This is a genomic window from Streptomyces solitudinis, assembly GCF_036323765.1.
In the GTDB taxonomy this organism is placed as follows: Bacteria; Actinomycetota; Actinomycetes; order Streptomycetales; family Streptomycetaceae; genus Streptomyces.
In genome coordinates, this window is the sequence record NZ_JAZDCW010000004.1 from 298,375 (window position 1) to 319,597 (window position 21,223).

Here is a 21,223-nt window from a genome sequence, read left to right on the forward strand (position 1 = left end):
CGCCCGGCCCGGGGTGAGGCGGTGGCGCCGCGGCGCGGCGCTGCCGCCCGTCAGTCGGCGTGCGCGCCGACGGTGGCGGCCGGCAGGACGCTGGGGCGGCAGTCGGTCACCCGGACCGGATCGCCCATGGCGACGGCGATCCTGCGGTCGCCGCGGAACGGGTCGCGGCCGTGCGAGGTGCTGATGTTGTCGACCAGCATCACGTCACCGGCCTGCCAGCGCTCGCGGACGGTGGCGGCCTCGTAGGCGGCGTTGAGGGTCTCGGCCTCCTCGCGGGTCAGTGGCGCGCCGTCGCCCAGGCCGGTGTTGAACGGGAGCCCGTCGGAGCCGAACTCGTCGATCAGCGCGGCGCGGATCTCCTCCTCCAGTGACCACTCGTTCCAGAAGGCGAGGTGGTTGAACCAGGACTCCTCACCGGTCGCCGGGTGCGTGATGACCGCCGGGCGGATCTGCCGGGTCCGCAGGGTGCCGTCGGCGCGCCACTCGGCGTCGATGTGGTTCTCGGCGCAGTAGGCGCTCACCGCCGAACGGTCCTCGGTGGAGAACGCGGTGCGCCAGTCCAGCGAGATGTAGCCCGAGTAGTTCCGGGTCAGCCGCCAGCCCGCCGCCCGGCCGCGCGCCACCAGTGCGGCGGGCAGGCGCCGCAGCACCTCGCGGCAGTCGGCGACCGGGGTGGCGCCGCCCTCCGGCGGGGCGACCAGGCAGGCGAACAGCAGCCGGCCGGGAAAGGTGAGGGTGTAGCTGTTCTCGTTGTGCATCCGGATCGCCTGCGACGGCGGCAGGTCGGTGGAGGAGAACACGCCGTCACCGAAGTCGCTGCGGGGCGTGGCCTTCTCGCGGTACGGGGTGCGCTCGGGGATCAGCACGTCGCGGACGCACGCCACGTCGGGGGTGCCGGTGACCGGCAGTCCGCGCAGGAGGACCGCGCCGTGCTGGTGCAGCGCCTCGGTGATCTCCGCGTCGGCGCCGCGCAGCCAGGCGGCCGTCTCCTCGCGGGTGGCGACGCCGTCGACCTCCGCGCGGGCGGGGCGTCCTGGCTCGATGACCCAGTTCAGCATGGGGTGTTCACCGCTCTCCGAGAGAGGCCAACAGGCTGGCGGGGCGGATGTCGGTCCAGTTCTGCTCGACGTACTCCAGGCAGGCGGCGCGGCTGTCCTCGCCGTGCACGGTGCTCCAGCCCTCGGGCACGCCGATGAAGGCGGGCCACAGCGAGTGCTGGTTCTCGTCGTTCACCAGCACCAGGTAGCTGGCGTCCTCGTCCTCGAAGGGGTTGGTCATCTCGGGTCTCCTCAGCAGCGGTGCGAATCTCGCGAGCGGTCGGGGCCGGGCGGGCCGGTGGCGGGGCCGGGCGGTTACGGGCGGGAGCGGGGGCGCCGGGCGGTGCGGCCAGGCGGTGTGCCGGCGGCGCTCCCGACGCTAGGGGCGGCGCCGGGGGCGGGGCGGCAGCCGGTCCGGCAGGATTCCGGAGGTTCAGCGCGGGGTGAGCCGCACCGGGCAGGCGTCCAGGCCGAAGTTGATGATCGAGCCGTTGTACTTTGGCTCCCCGGTGAGTTCCACGCGGGAGGTGTGGCGCAGCACCGCGGTGAACAGGGCGCCCAGTTCGGCCTTGGCCAGCGGCGCGCCGATGCAGTAGTGGGCGCCGAGTCCGAGCGCCAGGTGGCGGTTGGGCGAGCGGGCGAAGTCGATCTCGTGCGGCCGCTCGAAGACCCCGGGGTCGCGGTTCGCGGCCCAGATCCACGGCACCACCCGGTCGCCCGGGGCCAGCCGCCGGCCGCCGAGTTCGGTCTCCTCGGTGACGGTACGCAGCGTGTGCAGCCCGACCGAGGTCCAGCGCAGCAGCTCGTCGACGGCCGCGCCCACCTCGGCCGCGCCGTCGGTCAGGTGCCGCCAGAGCGCCGGGTCCCTGATGAGTGCCAGCAGGGACATCGCGGCGGTGTGGCGGACGGTCTGGACGCCGCCGACCACGATGTTGTCGAGGTTGAGCACCACGTCCTCGACGGGCAGCAGCCGTCCGCCGGCCCGGTACTGGGCCATGGCGCTGATCAGGTCGTCACCGGGGTCGGCGCGCCGCCGCATCACCTGGTGCATCAGGTAGGGGATCAGCTGCTGGTGCCCGCCGCGGCGTTCCTCGGGTGTGCGGCCGAGGAACGCCGCGTCGCAGACGCGCACCACCAGCGGGCGGTCGCCGTCCGGTACGTCGAGCAGGTCGCACATCACCTCCAGCGGCAGCGCGGAGACCAGGTCGACCAGGTCGACCTCGCCGCGCCTCAGGGCCTCCCGTACCAGGGTGCCGGCGAGTTCGTCGATGGTGCGGGCGGCGCCCCGCACCCCGCCCGGGGAGAAGAACGGCGTGGCGGGGGCGCGCAGTTGCCGGTGGCGCGGCGGATCGCACAGCGCCATCATCCGGCCCGCGCCCGCCGGCCGTCCGGTGCCGGTGCCGAGCAGCGATCCGCCTTCCGAGCTGTACCGCCGGGTGTCCCGCAGGACCTGGGCGGACAGCTCGTAGGTGAGGACCGACCAGACCGGTCCGTCGTCCTCGGTCTCGGTGCGGTGCACCGGCGCCAGGGCCCGCAGCGCGTCGATGGTCTGCGGCAGCCCGGGCGTGGACCACAGCGCGGGGTCGGTCAGCCGGACCGGGGCGCCGTCGGCGCGGGCCGCGGGGTCCGGGGGCCCGGGGGCGGGTTCGGTGCCGGTTGCGGTGGTGACCACGAGGACTCCCTGGTCCGTTCGAGGATGGAGGTCAGCAGCCCTACCGGTCCGCGGTCGTCGACCGAGGCCGGGAGGTGACCGCCGGGGACGGTGTGGTGGGCGAACCGGCCGGTGGTGTGCGCGGACCAGCCGGCGAGGGTGTGGGCGCGGACGAGCGGGTCGGCGGCGCCGGAGAGCGCGTACAGGCCGCAGGCCAGCGGCGGCCCCGGCCGGTACCGGTAGCCGCTCCGGACGGCGAGGTCGGCGCGGATCGCGGCGAGCGCCCGCTCCCGCAGCTCCGGGACCTCCGCGACCAGGGCGCCTGCACCGCAGACGTCCAGCAGCCGTTCCGCGTCGTACTCCGGCGGGGCGGCGCCCGGCCAGGCGCCGGGCGGTTCGGCCGCCGCCAGGATCAGGGCGGTGGGGCGGTGCTCCGGCCGCAGGGCGCGGGCGGTCTCCAGGGCGAGCAGCGCGCCGAAGCTCTGCCCGTAGAAGGCGACCGGTCCGGCGCCGAGGTGGGGCAGCAGCGCGGCGGCGAGCGTCCGGACCAGGGCTCGGAAGGTGGCGGGCATCGGGACGGCGGTCCGCCCGCCGCGGGCGGGCATCCGTACCGCCCACACCTCGGCGGCCGGGGCGAGCGCCCGGCCCATCGGGACGAAGGCGGTGGCGTCGCCGCCCGCGTGCGGGAAGCAGAACAGGCGTGGTGCGGGGTGGTGCTGCGGTGCCGGCAGCAGCAGCCACTCCCCCACCGCGCGCGGCCTCGGGTGGTTCACCGGTCCCTCCCGGCGCGGCCGACGAGCGCGGGGCGGCGGGGCGCGCCGGAGGCGCCCGCGGCGGCGGAGCGGCGCACGGTCTCGGTGAAGTCGGCGAGATCGCGGGAGTCCAGCAGGTCTCGCAGCTGGATCTCGGCGCCCAGGCCGCGGCGGAGCAGATGGACGACGCGCAGTGCGGCGAGTGAGTGACCGCCCAGCTCCAGGAAGTCGTCATGCGGTTCGACCCGGTCGACGTCCAGCACGGTGCGCCAGACCTCCGCGATCCTGGCGTCCAGGTCCGGTGCCGGGGACGCGGGTTCCGCCGGTGCGGGCGCGGTCGCGGCGGGCGCCGGGGCGGCGGTCAGAGCCCGGTAGTCGATCTTGCCGCTGGGCGTGAGCGGCAGCGCGGCCCGCAGCCGGATGCTGCCGGGGACCATGTAGCCGGGCAGCACCTGGCGCAGCGCCGCCCGCACGGTGCGGGTGAACTGCCGCTCGGGTTCCGGCACCTGGCCGCGCGCGGTGACGTGGGCGGTGATCCGCAGGTCTCCCGGGCCGGCCTCCGCCACCGCCACCGCCGCCTCGGAGACCATCGGCAGCCGGGTGAGCGCCCGCTCGATCTCGCCGAGTTCGATGCGGTAGCCGCGCAGTTTCACCTGCCGGTCGACCCGGCCCGCGTACTCCAGGGTGCCGTCCGGGCCGACCCGGGCGAGGTCGCCGGTGCGGTACATGCGGGAACCGGGCGGGCCGAACGGGTCGGCGGTGAAGCGCCCGGCGGTCAGCTCCGGCCGGTCGAGGTAGCCGTGCGCCAGCCCGCTGCCTGCCAGGTAGATCTCGCCCGTCTCACCGCGCCGGGCGGGACGCAGCCGCTCGTCGAGCAGGTGGACGCGGGCACCGGCGAGCGGTTCGCCCAGGTGCGGGCGGGTGGTGGTGCCGGTGATCCAGGCGGCGGTGGAGTCCACCGTGGCCTCGGTGAGGCCGTAGACGTTGACCGCCTCGATCCCGGCGCCGGCCACCTCGTGCCAGATCCGCTCCGGTACCGGCTCGCCGCCCATGAACAGCCGCGGCACCCGGCTGCCGGCCACCGCCTCACGCAGCACCTCCCAGTGCGAGGGCGTCAGATCGAGGTCGGTGACGCCGCGGTCACCCAGGACGCGGGCGAGCCGGACCGGGTCCTGCCGCTCGGCCTCGTCGAGCACCACGACCGTGTCGCCCCGGCAGACCCGGGTCCACTGCTGGACGGAGGCGTCGAAGGAGACGGAGGCGTTCCACGCCACCACGCCCGGCCCGGCGCGGTAGGCGCCGTGTTCCTCCAGTCCGGCGGTGAGCGCGGCGACCCCGCCCCGGCTGACCTCGACGCCCTTGGGGGCTCCGGTGGAACCGGAGGTGAAGATCACGTAGGCCGGGTCGAGCGGGGTGCTCCGCACCTCCGGCGCCGCGTCCGCTGAGCCGTCGGCGGGGTCCCACTCGGCGGGGGTGAGCCGCCGCACGCCGGCCCGCGGCTGGGCGCCACCGGATCCGTCGGAGTCCAGCAGCACGGTGATCCGGGCGCGTTCGGTCATGTAGGCCAGCCGCTCCGCCGGGTAGGCGGGGTCCAGCGGCACATAGGCGGCGCCCGCCCGCCAGATGCCGAGCAGCGCGGTCACCAGGGCGGCGGTCCGGGGCAGCCGCACCCCGACCCGGTCGCCCCGGCCGACGCCGTGGCGGTGCAGCAGCGCGGCGAGGGCGGCGGTGCGGCGGTCGAGTTCGGCGAAGCTCAGGGAGGCGTCCGCCGCCAGCACGGCGGCGCGGTCGGGGTCACCGGCCGCGCACCGCAGGAAGCGGGCCACCGGGTCCTGCGGGGCGGGGGGTGTGGGCTGCTGCTCGCTCATGCCGGGTGTCCACTTCTTCTCTGGGTCTCAGCTGTCTGTGCTGTCTCTGGCGTCGTTGACGGTGCTCCGCCGGGGCCGGGGCCCGGGGAGTGGGGGACGTGCGCCCGGCACGCGTGCCGGGCGCGGGGACGGTGCCGGGCGGGTTCAGGCGCGGCTGTCGGCGGCGAGCCGGCCGAGGGCTTCGCGGTACGCCTCGGCGTAGCCGTCGGCCTCGGCGTCGGAGACGACGGACCGCTGGTGGTCGACGGCCAGCAGTACGCGTCCGGACGCCGGGTCCTGGATCAGGGAGGCGCCGAAGGCGAAGCTGTTGGGCTCGTGCCGCAGGGTCGGTTCGCAGCCGATCCGGCCGTCCACGATCCGTGCCGAGGACATCCGGCCGAGGGCGTGGAAGCGGAGGTAGCCGAACTGGCTGTCCAGGCCGCCGTCGGCCATCATCCGGGCGAGCCGGGCGAACGGCATCCGCCGGTGCGGCATCAGGTCGAGTTCCTCGCGGTGCAGCGCGCGGGCGAGTTCGAGCGGGCCGCCGGCCGTCTTGGGCAGGGCGAGGGGCACGGTGTTGAGGAAGAGGCCGTACACCTCGGCGCCGCCCTCGCGTTCCAGCCGTCCGTTGACCGCGAGTCCGGTCACCGGGGAGGTCCGGCCGGTGAGTTCGGCGAGCGCGCGCAGATGGGCGGCGAGCGCGACGGACTTCACCGGTACTCCGGCGGCGTGGGCGGCGGCCGCCAGCCGGCCGGGTGCCTCCGGCAGCACCCACTCGCGGGTGACGGCGAGTTCGTGCGGCTGTCCGCTGCCCGGCCACATCCGGCCGTGCACCCCGTCCAGCCGCCTCTTCCAGTAGGCGGCGGAACCGGTGTCGGCGGCCGCCGCGCGTTCCACCGCGACGAAGTCCCGGTACCGGCTGGCCGGTGGTGCGGCCGGCGCGGCGTCCGGGTCGGCGGCCAGCTCGCCGTGCCGTTCAAGGATCTCGGTGAGCAACGAGGTGAAGCTCCAGCCGTCGAGGATGGCGTGGTGCTCGCTGACCGTCAGCTGGAAGACGCCGTCGGCGAGCCGCTGCGCGGTGACCCGGAAGAGCGGGGCCCGCTCCAGGTCGAAGGGGGTCTCGCGGTGTTCATCGAAGACCGCCCGCACCTCGGCGTCCTGCGCCTCCTCGGTGAGGCCGCGCAGGTCGGCGCAGTCCACGGGCGGCGGGAGCGCCGCGTGGACCAGCTGCATCGGTTCGGCGTACCCGGAGATGTCCAGGCTGGTGCGGAGCACGGGGTGGCGTTCCATGGCTCCGGCGACGGCGCCGCGCAGCGCGCTCTCGTCGAGCGGGGCGGCGATCCGGTAGCTGTTGACGTTGTGGTAGCTGTCGGTGGGCCCGGCGATCTCCATGTGGAAGACCATGCTGAGCTGCATGGACACCATCGGGTAGGCGTCTTCGACGCCGCCCGGGACCAGCGCGGCGGTACCGGTGGGGGCGAGGGCGAACGGCACCGGACCGGTGCCCGGGGCGCTGCCGCTCCCGGTGCCGGCCAAGCCGGGGTGCTCCAGCCGTTCGGCGTGCGGGATGAGCCCGGCGACGGTGGGCGCGGCGAAGACGTCCCGCAGGGAGACCGCCCAGCCCCGGCGGTGCAGCGCGCCGGCGAGCTGCACCGCGCGGATGGAGTCGCCGCCGAGCCGGAAGAAGTCGTCGTGCACCCCGACCGGCTCGACGCCGAGGACCTCGGACCAGGCGGCGGCGAAGGTCCGCTCGGTCCCGGTGCACGGGGCTGCGGCGGCACCGGTGCCGCCGGTGCCGCCGTGGGGGGCGTCAGGGGCGGGCAGGGCGCTCAGGTCCAGCTTGCCGTTGACGGTGAGCGGCAGCGCCTCCAGCACGGTGCAGCTGGCCGGGATCATGTAGGCGGGCAGCGTGCGGGCGAGGAAGTCCCGCAGGTCCCGCGGGGGGAGGCCGGTGGTGCTGGTGACGTAGGCCGCCAGCCGGCCGTCGTGGACGGTGACCACGCAGTCGCCGGCCTCCGGGTGCTCGCCGACGGCGTGCTCGATCTCGCCCAGCTCGATGCGGTAGCCGCGGAGCTTGACCTGCCGGTCCGCCCGGCCGAGGTACTCGGTCCCGCCGTCCGGCAGCCGCCGGGCCAGATCGCCGGTGCGGTAGAGCCGGGTTCCGGGCACGGTGGCGTACGGGTCGGCGACGAACCGTCCGGCGGTCAGTCCCGGCCGGCCCCAGTACCCGTGGGCGAGTCCGCCGCCCGCCACGTACAGCTCGCCCGTGACGCCGGGCGGGCACGGCCGCAGCCAGGGGTCCAGCACCCGCAGGCTCAGGTGGGGAAGCGGATCGCCGATCAGGCTGCGGGCGAAGCCGCTGCCGTCCGGGGCGAGGTCGTGGGCGGTGACGTGGACGGTGGTCTCGGTGATGCCGTAGAGGTTGCAGAGCCGGGCGGGCGGCACCGGGTCGAGGGCGAACCAGCGGCGCACGGTGGCCGGTTCGAGTGCCTCGCCGCCCAGCATGATGTGCCGCAGCGCGGGGAGGGCACGCGGATGGCGGCGCAGCGCCGGTTCCAGCTGCCGCAGCCCGGAGGGGGTGAGGCACAGCCGCGAGACGCCCTCGCGGTCGAGGAGTCCGGCGAACTCCTCGGGTGAGCGGCTGACCAGGTACGGCACCACGACCAGCCGGGCGCCGTGGTGCAGTGCGCCCCACATCTCCCAGACCGTCCAGTCGAAGGCGTAGCTGTGGAAGAGCGTCCACACCTCCTGGGGTCCGAAGGCGAAGTGCCGGGCGCCTGCCGCCATCAGCGCGCTGACGTGGGCGTGGGCGACGGCGGTGCCCTTGGGCCGGCCGGTGGAACCGGAGGTGAAGATCACGTACGCGGTGTCCAGCGGATTCCCCCCGGCACCGGGCCGGGTCTCCGGCGCCGACGCCAGGTCGGGCGCGCTCTCCGCGAGGTGCAGGGTGTGCCAGGGCCCGTCCGGCAGGCCGGGGAGGTCGGTGACGGCGGCCCTCACCCCGGTCTCGGCGAAGACCTGCGCGGCGCGGCCGGGTGGCGCGGAGGGGTCCACGGGGACGTAGGCGGCGCCGGTCTTCAGCACGGCGAGTACCGCCGCCGGTATCCAGGCGGTGCGGTCCAGCAGCAGCCCGACCCGGTCGCCGCGCCGGACTCCGGCGGCGATCAGCAGGTGGGCGAGGCGGTTGGCCCGGCGGTCCAGCGCCGCGTAGTCCAGCGTTCCGGTGGCGTCGGTGACCGCGGGCCGGTCCCCGTAGCGGTCGGCGGCATCCTCGAAGAGGCTGTGCAGCAGGCGGCCGGGCCCGCTCCGCCCGGCGGGCGCGGCGGGGAGGGCGGCCGCGGACGGCGGGGTGGCGGCGGTGAGGCGGTGGAGCGGCAGCGCGGGGCCGTCGAGGGCGGCGTCGAGCAGCCCGGTCCAGTCCTCGGCCATCCGCCGCACGGTGCCGGGGTCGAGGACCCCGGTCCGGTACTCGGCCTCGGCCCGCAGCTCGCCGGAGTCGAAGACCGACCAGGTGAGGTCGAACTTGGCGGTGCCGTTGGCGCGGACCGCGCGGGTGGCGGTGAGGTCCGGGCCGAAGCGCAGCGGGCCGGGGTCCTCGCCGTGGGCGCCGAACACCACCTGGACCAGCGGGGTCTGCCCGGCAGTGCGGTCCATGCCGAGCTGGTCGACGATCTGGTCGAGTGGCACCTCGGCGGCGGCGTACCCGTCCAGGACGGTGTTCTGGACCTGCTCCAGCAGTTCGCGGAAGGTCATCTGCGGCGCCAGCCGGACCCGGACCGGCAGCAGGGTGACGAAGTAGCCGATCACGTGTTCCAGTCCGGGCCGGTCCCGGGTGGTGACGGGGGTGCCCACCACCAGGTCCCGGACGCCGGTGTAGCGGTGCAGCAGCAGGGCGAAGACGGTGAGGTTGACCAGGAACGGGGTGCTGCCCTCGGCCAGGGCGAGCCGCCGGACGCGGGCGGCGGTACCGGCGGGGGTGGCGAGGTGGTCGGTGGCGCCCGCGCTGCCGGTGCCGGGGGCCCGGCCGGCCGCCCCGGGCGTGCCGGGCACCTCCAGGCGGGTGGGCGCGCCGTGCAGCTGGCGCTTCCAGTAGTCGAGCTGTCCGGGGAGCTCCTCCGGGCTCTCGGCGCGGGCGTGGTCCGCGTACCGCACGGTGAGCGGCGGGAGGTCCGCGAGGGCGGCCGCCTCGTCCCGGTCGCCGGAGTACGCCGCGTAGTGGCAGGCCAGTTCGCGTTCGAAGACCCCGACCGACCAGCCGTCCCAGACGATGTGGTGGACCACGCAGAGCCAGGTGGTCTCCCGGTCGCCGGTCCGGACCGCCAGTGCCCGCAGCAGCGGTCCGCGTTCCAGGTCGAACGGGGTGGCCGCGGTGTCCGCCAGCAGCGTCTCGGTGCGCGCGACGCGTTCGGCTTCCGGCAGGTGGCGCAGGTCGACGGTGGCCAGGGTCACCGCGAGCTCGGGGTGCACCCGCTGGAGCGGGGTGCCGTCCGGTGCGGTGGTCAGGGTGGTGCGCAGCGCCTCATGGCGGTCGATCACCGCGTTGAGCGCGCGCTCGAGGCGGGCGAGGTCGAGCTCCCCGGTGAACCGGTAGGCGGTGGGGGTGGTGTAGGTGACCGCTCCGGGGTCGAGGCGGTCGAGGAACCACAGGCCCCGCTGGAGCCGGGAGAGCGGCGCGGTGGCGGTCTCCGGGAGGTCCGGTGCGGTCATCGGAGGTCCGCCTTCCTGGCGTGGGGGGCCGCGGCGGGCGCGGTGGCGGGCTCGGGCAGGCGTGCGGCGATGGCGCGGATGGTCCGTGCGCGGAAGACCAGCTGGGGCCGGACGGTGGTGCCGGTCTCCCGGGAGAGCCGCATGGCGACGCGGACGGCGGCGAGCGAGTTGCCGCCGCTGCGGAAGAAGTCGTCCTCGGGGCGGAGTCCGCCGCGGTCGAGGACGGCGGCGAACGCCTCGGCGACCAGCCGCTCCGCCGGGCTCCAGTCATCGCCGTGCGGCGCGGCGGCCTCCGCCGCGGCGGTGAGCGGTGCGCGCGGGGCGGGCAGGGCCGCGCGGTCGGTCTTGCCGTTGGCGTTGAGCGGCAGTTCCGCGAGGACGTCGCAGGTGGCCGGCAGCAGGTGGGCGGGCAGGTGCCCGGCCAGCCCGCGCAGCACCCGCTCGGGGTCGACGCCGCCGGGGGCCGCGGTGACATAGGCGGCGATGCGGTGCTCCCCGCCCGCGGTGGTGCGGACCGCCACCGCGCTCTCCCGCACCCCGGGCTGGCGGGTCAGGGCGTCCTCGATCTCGCCGGGCTCTATCCGGAAGCCGTTGACCTTCACCTGCGCGTCAGCGCGCCCGGTGATCTCCAGCACGCCCTCGGCGGTGCGGCGGCCCAGATCACCGGTGCGGTAGATCCGCTCCCCCGGCCGGCCGCCGGGCCGGGCGGTGAAGCGCTCCGCGGTCAGACCCGGCCGTCCGAGGTACCCGTGTGCCAGCCCGTCGCCCGCCGCGTAGAGTTCGCCGGTCACACCGGCCGGTACCGGGCGCAGCTCCGCGTCCAGGACCAGGACGTCCTTGTGGGCGAGCGGGCGGCCGATGGGGATGCCGCTGCCCGCGGTGTCCGCCGGTTCCACGGTGCGGCAGGTGGTGAAGCCGAGGCTCTCCACCGGGCCGTAGCCGTTGCCGACGACGGTCCCGGGGTAGCCGGCCAGCGCCTTGGCGACGTGGGTGACCGAGGCGCGCTCGCCGGCGGTGAAGGCGGTCCGCAGTCCGTCGTAGGTCTGCGGGTACTCCTCCAGCAGGAAGTTGAACAGGCTCGCGGACAGTTGCAGCTGGGTGACGCCGTGGCGCCGGGTCAGCTCGGAGATCAGCTGCGGGTCGGCGCGCTGGCCGGGCTGGAGCACACAGGTGCCGCCGAAGAGCAGCGCCCCGTACAGCTCGAGCGCGAAGGCGTCCCAGGAGACCGGCGAGCACTGGAGCCAGACCTCGTCCGGGCCGAAGCGCGCGTAGTCCTGGCCCAGGTAGGTGGCGGTCAGCGCCCGGTGGGGCACCGCGACGGCCTTGGGGCGGCCGGTGGAACCGGAGGTGAACATCACGCACGCCAGGTCCTGTGGTCCGCAGGGCAGACCCGGATCGCCGGGCGGCATGCCGGCGGCCTCGGCCGACAGCTGTGCCAGCGGGACCTGTTCCGGGCCGCCGGGGCCCGGCAGACGGTGCCCGGGACCGGTGAGCACCAGCGCGGCGCCGCAGTCGGAGGCCGACTGGGCGAGGCGGGCGGCGGGGAAGTCCGGGTCGAGCAGGGTGTATCCGGCTCCCGTCTTCAGCACCGCCAGCAGCGCCACCACCAGGCTCGCGTCCCGGCCGGTGAGGATGGCGACCAGGTCGCCCCGGCCGGTGCCGCGCGCGGCCAGCACCCGGGCGAGCCGGGACGCGCGGTCCTCCAGCGCGGCGTACTCCGTCCGCACCGGCTCCCGGTCCGGGCCGGCGTCCTCCACCAGCGCCACGGCGTGCGGGGTGCGGGCCGCGGCGGCCTGCACCAGCCGGTGCAGCGGCAGTCCCGCGCCGAGGGCGAGTTCGGTGAGCCAGCCCTCGCGCAGCGACTCCATGGTGGCGGCGTCGAAGAGGTCGCGGTCGTACTCGAACCGGCCGGTGAAACCGGTGCCCCGGTCGTCCACCGAGACGGACAGGTCGAACCGTGCCACCGGATGCGGGTGCAGCGCCCGGGTGACGGTGGCGCCCCCCATCGTCAGCGGCCGTTCGTCGAGGGTGTGCTGCTCCAGCAGCACCTGGCAGAGCGGGTTGCGGTCCTGGGGCGGGTCGGCCAGTACCCGGCTGACGATCTCGTCGAACGGGGCCTCCTGGTGCCGGTACGCGCCGAGGCAGACCTCCCGGACGTGGCGTACCAGGCCGCGGAAGTCCAGCTCCGGCCCGAGCCGCAGGCGCAGCGGCAGCAGGTTGATGAAGTAGCCGATGAGGTCGTGGAGTTCGGCGGTGTTGCGGGTGCTCACCGGGGAGCCGAGCACCAGGTCGCGCTGGCCGGAGCGGCGGTGCAGGGCGAGGGCGAGCCCGGCGAGCAGCACCATGAACGGGGTCGCGTCCTCCTCGCGGGCCACCTGCCGTACCGCGCGGGCCAGCGGGTCCGGCAGGGAGAACGGCAGGCAGGCGCCCCGGAACCGCTGCTCCTCGGGCCGCGGCCGGTCGGTGGCGAGCACCGGTTCCTCCGGGGCACCGGCGAGCTGCTCACTCCAGTAGGCGAGTTGGCGCTCGGCGCGCCCGGGGTCGGCATGCTGCCAGGCGCTGACGTCGCTGTACTGCACCGCGAGCTCCGGCAGCTGCGGCTGGCGCCCGGCGCGCAGCGCCGCGTAGCAGGCGGCCAGTTCGCATTCCAGGACGGGCAGCGAACCCTCGTCCCACACGATGTGGTGGAAGAGCAGCAGCAGGACCGTCTCCGCCTCGCGGTCCTCGGCCCCGTCCGGGCCGGCGGCCGGGCGGAGGAGGTGGGCGCGGACCAGCGGGCCCGTCTCCAGGTCGAAGGGCTCGGCGACCGCCGCGGCGATCGCGTCGGGCAGCCCGGCGGCCGGTATCGCGCGTTCGTGGAACGGCACGTCGGGTTCCGGGCGCACGTACTGCCTGGGCCCGTCCTCGGTGAGCCGGAACACGGTGCGCAGCGCCTCGTGCCGGACGGCGACCGCGCGCAGCGCGCCGTGCAGCGCCCCGGCGTCCACCGGTCCGGCGAAGCGGAACACCCAGGGCACGGTGTAGGTGGCGCTGCCCGGGTTCCACTGGTCGAGGAACCACAGGCCGCGCTGGAGCGGGGAGAGCGGCGCTTCGCTCCGCCCGGCACGGGTCAGCGGCGGGCGCTCGTCCTGGCGGGCGCCGCTGACCGCGGCGGTGAAGTCGGCGAGGCGGGGGTGCTCGAAGATGGCGTACGGGGACACGGCGCCGAAGACCTCGAAGATGCGGCCGACCACGCGGACCGCGGTGAGCGAGTCGCCGCCGAGCCGGAAGAAGTCGTCTTCGCGGCCGATCCCGGCGACGCCCAGCACCTCCGACCAGACGCCGGCGACCACTTCCTCGGCGGGGGTCCGCGGCCCGTCGGCGGTGCGTTGCGGTGCCGCGGGGCGGACCGTCGCGGCGCCGGGGGCGGGCAGGGCGCGCCGGTCGAGCTTGCCCCGGTCGGTGAGCGGCAGCGCGTCGAGCACCGTGAGGGTGGCGGGGTGCAGGCGTTCGGGGAGCAGCCCGGTCAGGTGGGCGCGGACCGCGTCGCGGCCGGGTACGGCGGCGGCCGGTCCGGTGACGTAGGCGGCGAGCCGGCCGTCGTGGGCGGTGACCGCGCAGGCCCTCACGCCGGGACAGGTGGCGAGGGCCGCTTCGATCTCGCCCGGCTCCACCCGGTAGCCGCGGATCTTCAGCTGGTCGTCGGCCCGGCCGAGGAAGTCCACCGTGCCGTCGGGGTGCTGGCGTACCCGGTCGCCGGTGCGGTAGAGGCGGGCGCCGGGCGTGGCGGCGTACGGGTCGGCGACGAAGCGGTGCGCGGTGCGGGCCGGATCGCCCCAGTAGCCGGCGGCCAGCAGCGGGCCGCCGAGGTACAGCTCGCCCGCCGTGCCGGGCGGGCAGTGCCGCAGCCGCTCGTCGAGCACCCGCACGGCGCGGTCGCCCAGCGCGGTCCCGATCGGCACGGTCGCCCCGGCGGCCACGTCAGCCGCCGTCACGGCGGCTTCCGGGTCCACCGTGTGCACGGTGGCGGTGATCACGGTCTCGGTCGGGCCGTAGGCGTTGAGCAGTGGCACCCCGGTGTGCCGGTGCCAGGCGGCCGCCGTCCCGGGGTGCAGCCGGTCGCTGCCGGAGATCATCAGCCGCAGGGTGTCCGGGCGCCGGCCGAGGCGCGGCAGCACGGTGGTGATCTCGTGGAGGTGCCCGGCCGAGAGGTTGGCGACGGTGACCCGCTCGGCGTCGAGCAGGTCGAGCAGAGCGGTGGCGTCGAGCAGCGGACGCCCGGGCAGCACCAGGCAGGCTCCGGCGGTGAGCGCGGTGAGGGCCTGCTCGATGGCGACGTCCACACCCGGCCGGGCGTGCTGGAGCACCACATCGGCGGCGGTCAGCCCGAACCGCTCCGCCGCCGCCGCGAGATGCGCGCGCAGGGCGGCGCCCCGCACCAGCACCCCTTTGGAGCGGCCGGTGGTCCCCGAGGTGTAGAGGAGGTAGCCGCCCGCGTCCGGGTGACCGGGGGCGGCGGGGGCGGCGGCGAGCCGTTCCGGGCGGCCGTCGCGGATCACCTGGGTGGCGCCGGAGTCGGCGAGCAGCACCTCGGTGCGCGCCTTCGGCGCTCCGGCGTCCAGCGGCAGGCAGACCCCCCCGGCGCGCAGCACGGCGAGCAGCGCCACCAGGTGGTGGTAGCGGTCGCGGCCGGCCACCGCGACCACCTCGCCCGGGCTGACCGCCCGCGCCAGCTCCCCGGCCCGGGTGTGGAGTTCGCCGTGGCTGACGGTACGGCCCGCCACCCGTACCGCCGGGTCCCGCGGTCGGTTCGGCGGTGCGGCGAAGGGCTGGCCGTCGGGGAGCGCGGGTCGTGCGGTTCGGCTGGTCACAGGGTCACCTCGGTGGGGTATGCAGCGGGGCGGCGGGGTGGGGGGACCGGCCTGACCGGGGCTGTCGGCGGTCTCGACTGCCGAAACGGTAGGCCGCGGCGGGAGGGCCGGCCGTCAGGAAGAGCGGAAGGTTTGCGGCAGATGGCGGCCTCCGCTCCCTGCCGGTACCGGGCGGTCCGGCGCACGCCGCGACGGCCGGGGACGGGCACGGCGGAGACCGCGGAACCGGCCCGGCGAGGGCGCGGCGGGCCCCCGGGCAGGGCGCGGGCGGGGCCGGGTGACGAGGGCCGGGCTGGGTCAGCCGGCGTCGGCCGGGCTGGGCGGCGTGCCGCGGGACGCCTCGGAGAAGGCGCCGTCCGGCGACCACAGGTCGTCGCGGTCCACCTCGCCGGCCCGGTACTTGCCCAGGGCCGAGACCAGCAGTCGCAGTTCGAGGGCGAGGCACTCCACCAGCCGGACCAGCCCGTCCTGCGGCCGTTCGGCGGTGGCGAGCAGCGCGGCCCGGCCGAGGCCGACGCCGGTCGCTCCGAGCGCCAGGCACTTGGCGGCCCGGGCGCCCTCCCAGATCCCGCCGGAGACCAACAGTCCCGGCGGCGGCCCGGCCCCGGGCGGGGCGGCCAGCCGTCGCAGGCACTCGGCGAGCGGCAGCCCGACCTCGCCGAGGAAGGCGTGCGGCGCCCAGCCGGTGCCGCCCTCGGCGCCGTCCACGGTGACCGCGTCGGCGCCCGCGGCACTGGCGGTCCGTGCGGCGAGCGCGATGTCGCGGCCGGGCGGCAGCTTCACCCAGACCCGCGCCCGCGGGTAGTTGTTCCGCATCAACCGGACCTGCTGGCGCAGGATCTCCTCGGTGACGGTGCCGGGGCTGGAGGAGCGCAGCACCCGGCCGTCGCCGAAGAGCGGGTCCACGGTGTACCGGTCGGTCAGTCCGCCGGCGGCCTCGGCGGGCAGCACGGTCATCCCGCCGAGGCCGGGCTTGGCGCCCTGGCCGAGCTTCAGCTCGAACGCCAGCCGCCCCGACTCCAGCAGCGGCAGCGCGGACGGGTCGCTGTAGGCGAGGTTCCACACCTCGGCGTCCGCGTCCTCGGTGCTCTGCTGCACCACCACACCGCCCCGGCCGGGCGCGGCCTCCTCGGCGTAGGCGGTCAGCCGGGCGAGCAGCGAGGCGGCGGCCGGGGCGCCGCCGGTGCGGCCGTACCCGTGCACGAGTGCCACGTTCTCGCCGATCACCAGGGGGATTCCGAGCCGGGCGGCCTGCCGGCTGAGCGCCGCGCCGAGGCCGTCCTCACCGACGGCGCGGGTGGAGCCGAGTGCGGAGACGTAGAGCGGCAGCGCGCTGGCCAGTCCGCCGATGTCGGTGGCCAGCTCGACGTCCTGGTAGGTGGGTTCGCGGCCGAGGGCGATCAGCCGGGCGAGCCTGCCGGGCATCAGCACCGGCGGGACCAGCCGGGCGGTGTCCAGCACGTCGCCGGGCGGGAGGCGGTCCGGCGGCCGGGAGCCGAAGAGGAGCTGCCCGTAGTCGCCGGGTGCGGGGAAGGCCGCGGCGGAGCCCAGCCGGGCGCGGCGGCGCACCTCCTCCTCGGGGAAGCCGGGCGCGGCGAGATCGCTCACGGGGCGACCACCCCGGGCAGTTTGGGATAGGCGCTGGCCTGCCAGACCGCGTCCAGCCCGGCGACGTACCGGGTGAGCCGCTCGACGCCGATGCCGAATCCGGAGCTGGCCGGTACGCCGGCCCGGACCAGGTCCAGGTACCAGCGGTACTTCCGCGGGTTCTCACCCGTCTCGCGCATCCGGGTGATGATCTCGGCGTAGTCGTTGGTGCGTTCGCTGCCGCTGCACAGTTCGCCGTAGCCCTGCGGGGCGATCAGGTCGAAGTTGCGCAGCCGGCCGGGCGCCTGGGGGTCCTCGCGGTCGTAGAAGCCACGCGAGCCCTTCGGGTAGTCGGTGACCAGGAAGGGCGCGTCGGACTTGGCGGAGAGCAGCGCCTCGCCCTCCCAGTCGAGTTCGGTGTCCGCGCTCTGCGGATGGCCCAGCGCGCGCAGCTGCTCGACGGCCGCCGCGTGCGGGACGCGGGCGAAGCCGCCGCGCAGCAGGCCGAGGAAGTCGTCCCGGTCGCGGCCGAGCCGCTCCAGTTCGCCGGGGAGGCCGGTGACCACCTGGCGCACCATGTGCACCACCAGTTCCTCCAGCAGGCGCATCACCTCCTCGCGGGAGGCTCCGCCCATCTCCACGTCCAGCTGGTGGAACTCGGCGAGGTGGCGGCTGGTGCTGGCGGTCTCCAGCGGCTCCAGCCGGACGTTGGGCGCGACGCAGAAGATCCGGTCGAAGGCGAGCAGGGAGCTCTGCTTGTAGAGGATGGCGCTGGTCATCAGCTTGTAGCGGTGGCCGTAGTAGTCGATGTCCACCTGCTTGGCACCGCGGGCGCCGGGGTCGGTGACCGGGCCGATGACCGGCGGCAGCAGTTCGGTGAACCCGTGGCCGGTCAGGTACTCGCGTGCCGCCGCCAGCAGCCCCTGCTGGACGCGGAGCGCGGCGCGCGTGGTCGGGGAGGTCAGGTGACTGCCGGGGTCGGCCGGTCCGGTGTCGGTCGCTGCGTCGTACATGGCACGGTGTCCTCTCGTCCGAAGGATGTGTCGGTGGCTGGCGGCGGGGCGCGGTCGCTACCGGAGGCGGGACGCGGCGGCCGTCGTGTCCCGGGGCCGCGGCGGGCCCGGGCCGGTGCGCGCGGCGGTGTCCGGCGGACGGCCGGGAGCGGGCGGCGTTCCCCCGGCCGGCCCGGTGGCGGCGCGGCGGTCGTACTCGGCGCTCACCCGCCCCAGCGCCCGCAGCAGTCCGGCCGAGTCCAGCGCGGCCGGCCCCCCGGCGGGCCGCCGCCCCACCGGCATCGCCCCGGCGTCCGCCCACTGGAGCCGTCCCGCCCCGTCGAGGCAGCTGCGCGAGCGCCGCGCGTTGTCCGGATGCAGGCAGTAGGGCACGTCCAGGTAGCCGCGGGCGAACGCCCGCACCAGCGCCCGTCCGGGGTCCGCGTCGAGGCAGAGCACCGCCTCCACCAGCGCGCGGGCCTCCGCGTAGATCCCGGTGTCGGCGGGCGGCGCCGTCCGCTCCCGCTGTTCCAGCCCGGCTTGCCGGTACGTCGATTCGAGGGCGGCGACGTTCTCCTCGACGCTGGGGATGCGGTGCGCCTCCGCCGCCGTCTTCACGATCAGCCGGGCCGCGCCGGTCCGCACCGCCAACCGCGCCGCGTCCCGCTGGAGCAGCGCGGCGCCGCCCGCAGTCCGCGGGAAGACACCCATGTAGGTGTAGATCACCAGGTGCCACTCGGTGTCGCCGAGCAGTTCGGCGGCGAGCCGGCCGAGCGCCGTCACCGCCTCCTCGTCCTGCGCCGGGCTGGTCTGCTGCGCGTAGCTCAGTGAGACGCTGCGCAGTCCGTGGCGGCGGAAGAACAGCGCCTCCAGCACGCTGATCGCCACCAGCAGTCCGGGCGGGCAGAGCTGGCCCATCATGCAGCCGCCGAAGGTCTCCAGATGCGGTTCCGGTCCCTGGCCGCGGGCCTCGGCGAGCGTCCGGCAGCTGCGCTCCCAGCTGCGCACCGCGTCGGCCAGCGGCACGCGGCTGTAGGGCAGGCAGTACGAGACCGGGCCGCCCTCGGTCGCGGTCAGGCCGGCGGCGAGCAGCGCCCGGACGATGTGCTCCGGCCGGGGCGAACCGTGCCGGACCTGCACCGGGAAGCGCGGCCCCGCGACGCCGCCCAGCACCTCGCGGGTCGTGCCCGGGCCGTAGCAGGTGAGCGGGTAGCCGTTGAGGTCGCGGCCCTCGGCGACGGCGCGCCGGGCGGCGGCGATGTCGCCGGTGCGGGTGTAGCTGTCGATCGTGACGGTTCCGACGGTGGTGGCCGTGGCGCGGCGGGTGGCGAGCAGTCCGGCGCGCATCAGGGCGGGTCTGCTCATGCCCATCCGCGGCTGGACCACCAGCGAACCGGCGGCGTGCGCCCGCGCCACGAAGGCACCGAACCCGGCGGCGCCGGCGGCTCCCTCGGTCCTGGCCTCCCCGGCCCCGGGCGCGCCCGTCATCGCGGCGCTCCCGGCAGTCCGCAGCCGGCCAGCGGGGCCAGCGCGGCGAGGTGGGCGCGGAACGCGTCCTCGGCTCCGGGGCCTTCGAAGACCGCGTCGAAGCCGCGCGCCAGCAGGTCGCGGGCGCGGCCGGCGGCGTCCCGCTGGCCGGTGATGCCGAGTTTGCCGCCGATGACCACGGGGGTGCCGGCAAGTGCGGGGCAGGCGCGGAGGGCCGCGATGACGCGGGCCCCGTCCTGGTGGCCGTGGCCGTTGACGCTGCTGATCACGATCAGGTCGGGGCGCCGGGTGCGGCACTCGTCGACCAGCAGGTTCCCGGGCACGCAGGGGCCGAGATTGCTGACCCGGTGCCCCAGTTCCTCCAGCAGCAGCTGGAGGTAGACCAGGTTCCAGGTGTGGGAGTCGGACGCGACGGTGGTGACCGTGATGTCCAGACCGCCCGACCGTTCCGTGTTCCTGCCGTCCACAGCAAACCCTCACTGACAGAGCGAAGTTGACCCATGACCGGCCGCGCGGAGGGCACGGCGCGGCGCGGGTGGGGCGCGTGGGCAGGCAACGGGTCCGGCCACCGGGTGTTGTGACGCGGGGTCCGTCGCCGCACCGACCCCTGGAACGCTACGGAGCGCCGCGCGGCCGGACCGGCAGCTTGCCCGGAACCAAGCAGGCAGCATCAGGCGGGCCGTGGCCCGGGTGCGGCCACCGGTCCGGCACCGGCGGGAGGGCGGGTACGCGGACCGGGTGAGACCGCGTGCGGCGGGCGGGTCCCGCCGGCCGCACGCGGCCTGCTGGCGTCGAGCTGGCCGGGGTGGGCTTCCCGCCGCCCGTTACCGGCTGGTGCGGGGCGTGTCAGGCCGCCGCCGCGCCCATCGGCAGCGGACGGGCGGCGGAGGCCGGTGCGGGCGTCCTGGCCGGTACCGGTACCCGCACGGTGGGCTGTTCGCGGCGCAGCGCGCGTACCAGGTGCGCGAGCCGGTACCGCGCCTCGCCCTCACCTTCGCCCCCGGTGACGAGCAGGAGCCCGTGGGTGGCCAGGCCGTGCAGCGCCGGGAGGCACTCCTCCACCGGGCGGCCGCTCATCCGGGCCACCTCCTCCAGCCCCGCCAGTTCGGCGGTGGTGGCCAGCAGGTCGAGCAACGCCCGTTGCGGCGGCGGCAGCAGGGCGATCGTCGCGGTCAGCGCCTCGCGCAGGGACTCCCCCGCGGGCGAGGCGGTGAGCGGCATCGAAAGGGGGAAACGGCCGCGTCTGAGGCGCTCGGCGAGCTGGGCGGGCGACTGCACCAGGGTCCAGCCGGCCGCGAGTTCCAGGGCGCCCGGTACTCCGTCCAGGCCCCGGCAGAGCGCCGCGACGGCGGGCGCCTGGGCGGCGGTGAGGGCGAACCCCGGCCGCGCCTCGCGCATGCGGGTCACCAGCAGGGCGACCGCGGGGTGGCGGCCGAGCGCCTCCGGGTCGCGTTCCGCGCCGGGTTCGGGCACGGGCAGCGGGGCGAGCGGGACCGTCCGCGCGCCCGCCAGCGGCAGCGGTGTGCGGGAGGTGGCGACCACCCGCAGGCCGCGGTGGCGGCGCAGCAGCCCGTCGAGTTCCTCGCAGAGCGCGGCTGCGGCCGTGGCGGGGCCGGATCCCGTCTCGGGACCGGGACCGGGACCGGGCCCGGGACCGCGACCGGCACCGGACAGCGGGCCGGGCGTGGTGCCCGCGGCGCCGGTGCTGGCCGTCCCGGGCGCGGGCGCGGTGCCGCGTCCGGCGTCGTCGAGGACCAGCAGCACGGCCCGGCCCTGCGGTTCGGCGGGCTGTGCGGCCAGCCAGCCGCGCAGCGCACCGGCCGTGCCGCAGGACTCCCGGGGCGCCCAGCGGACCGACCAGTCGCCCAGGAGGTGCAGCCGCCAGGCGGCCTCCTGCACCAGTCTGCTCTTGCCGACTCCGGCCAGCCCGACCACCGAGACCAGGCGGTCACCGTGCACCGTCAGCGCCTCGGTGAGTACCTCCACCTCGCGTTCGCGGCCGAGCAGCACGCCGCGGCGCGGCGCGGGAGCGGCCGGTTCGGCGTACGCGGGCTGCCGGCGCGCGGCGGCCTCGAACGTCTCCCGGCCCCGTCCGTCCAGGCGCAGCGCGTCGGCGAGCAAGCGGACGGTCTCCTGTCGCGGTCTCAGTACCCGGCCCGCCTCCATCTCCCGGATGGTCCGCACGCTCAGGGTCGCCTGGTCGGCCAGACACTGCTGGGTCTGGCCCAGCTGCTTGCGCCGCTGATTGAGCAGTTCGCCGAACGAGCCGGGAGACGGGGGGCGGATATCCATGACTGTCCCTTTCGTTGTTG

Annotated in this window: 12 protein-coding genes; all 12 read right to left on the reverse strand. The window is 76.2% G+C overall.

Annotation, left to right across the window (positions count from 1 at the left end):
- Window positions 1-50: 50 nt before the first annotated feature.
- Window positions 51-1,058 (reverse strand): TauD/TfdA family dioxygenase, encoded by a 1,008-nt coding sequence (locus V1J52_RS12620; RefSeq protein ID WP_330139816.1) that lies wholly within the window; start codon window positions 1,056-1,058, stop codon window positions 51-53.
- A gap of 7 nt (window positions 1,059-1,065) precedes the next feature.
- Window positions 1,066-1,278: an MbtH family protein gene (locus tag V1J52_RS12625; RefSeq protein WP_330139817.1), complete on the reverse strand. Its 213-nt coding sequence runs from the start codon at window positions 1,276-1,278 to the stop codon at window positions 1,066-1,068.
- A 192-nt stretch (window positions 1,279-1,470) separates the two neighbouring features.
- Window positions 1,471-2,709: a cytochrome P450 gene (locus V1J52_RS12630; protein WP_330139818.1), complete on the reverse strand. Its 1,239-nt coding sequence runs from the start codon at window positions 2,707-2,709 to the stop codon at window positions 1,471-1,473.
- Window positions 2,625-3,461 (reverse strand): thioesterase II family protein, encoded by an 837-nt coding sequence (locus V1J52_RS12635; protein WP_330139819.1) that lies wholly within the window; start codon window positions 3,459-3,461, stop codon window positions 2,625-2,627. Before V1J52_RS12635 ends, V1J52_RS12630 begins: the two co-directional genes overlap by 85 nt.
- Window positions 3,458-5,308: a non-ribosomal peptide synthetase gene (locus V1J52_RS12640; RefSeq protein WP_330139820.1), complete on the reverse strand. Its 1,851-nt coding sequence runs from the start codon at window positions 5,306-5,308 to the stop codon at window positions 3,458-3,460. Before V1J52_RS12640 ends, V1J52_RS12635 begins: the two co-directional genes overlap by 4 nt.
- Window positions 5,309-5,452: 144 nt before the next feature.
- Window positions 5,453-9,994 (reverse strand): non-ribosomal peptide synthetase, encoded by a 4,542-nt coding sequence (locus V1J52_RS12645; protein ID WP_330139821.1) that lies wholly within the window; start codon window positions 9,992-9,994, stop codon window positions 5,453-5,455.
- Complete coding sequence (locus V1J52_RS12650) at window positions 9,991-14,844, reverse strand: non-ribosomal peptide synthetase (RefSeq protein WP_330139822.1); 4,854 nt, start codon at window positions 14,842-14,844, stop codon at window positions 9,991-9,993. Before V1J52_RS12650 ends, V1J52_RS12645 begins: the two co-directional genes overlap by 4 nt.
- Before the next feature lie 297 nt (window positions 14,845-15,141).
- Window positions 15,142-16,452 carry a glutamate synthase-related protein gene (locus V1J52_RS12655; RefSeq protein ID WP_330139823.1) on the reverse strand — a complete coding sequence of 437 codons (1,311 nt, stop codon included), beginning with the start codon at window positions 16,450-16,452 and terminating at the stop codon, window positions 15,142-15,144.
- A complete protein-coding gene (locus V1J52_RS12660; RefSeq protein WP_330139824.1) occupies window positions 16,449-17,444 on the reverse strand; it encodes an asparagine synthetase A in 996 nt (331 codons plus the stop codon). Before V1J52_RS12660 ends, V1J52_RS12655 begins: the two co-directional genes overlap by 4 nt.
- Before the next feature lie 57 nt (window positions 17,445-17,501).
- On the reverse strand, window positions 17,502-18,911 hold the full coding sequence (locus V1J52_RS12665; RefSeq protein ID WP_330139825.1) for a methylaspartate mutase: 1,410 nt from the start codon (window positions 18,909-18,911) through the stop codon (window positions 17,502-17,504).
- Window positions 18,908-19,378, reverse strand: coding sequence for a cobalamin B12-binding domain-containing protein (locus V1J52_RS12670; RefSeq protein ID WP_330139826.1), 471 nt, complete (start codon window positions 19,376-19,378; stop codon window positions 18,908-18,910). Before V1J52_RS12670 ends, V1J52_RS12665 begins: the two co-directional genes overlap by 4 nt.
- 379 nt (window positions 19,379-19,757) lie before the next feature.
- A complete protein-coding gene (locus V1J52_RS12675; protein WP_330139827.1) occupies window positions 19,758-21,203 on the reverse strand; it encodes an AAA family ATPase in 1,446 nt (481 codons plus the stop codon).
- Window positions 21,204-21,223 lie beyond the last annotated feature (20 nt).

What these genes read in the sequence shown, in the direction of transcription:
- V1J52_RS12665 (WP_330139825.1), bottom strand. Translation starts at nt 18,911, where the DNA reads ATGACGGGCGCGCCCGGGGCCGGGGAGGCCAGGACCGAGGGAGCCGCC.
- V1J52_RS12640 (WP_330139820.1), bottom strand. Translation starts at nt 5,308, where the DNA reads ATGAGCGAGCAGCAGCCCACACCCCCCGCCCCGCAGGACCCGGTGGCC.
- V1J52_RS12625 (WP_330139817.1), bottom strand. Translation starts at nt 1,278, where the DNA reads ATGACCAACCCCTTCGAGGACGAGGACGCCAGCTACCTGGTGCTGGTG.
- V1J52_RS12645 (WP_330139821.1), bottom strand. Translation starts at nt 9,994, where the DNA reads ATGACCGCACCGGACCTCCCGGAGACCGCCACCGCGCCGCTCTCCCGG.
- V1J52_RS12620 (WP_330139816.1), bottom strand. Translation starts at nt 1,058, where the DNA reads ATGCTGAACTGGGTCATCGAGCCAGGACGCCCCGCCCGCGCGGAGGTC.
- V1J52_RS12675 (WP_330139827.1), bottom strand. Translation starts at nt 21,203, where the DNA reads ATGGATATCCGCCCCCCGTCTCCCGGCTCGTTCGGCGAACTGCTCAAT.
- V1J52_RS12660 (WP_330139824.1), bottom strand. Translation starts at nt 17,444, where the DNA reads ATGTACGACGCAGCGACCGACACCGGACCGGCCGACCCCGGCAGTCAC.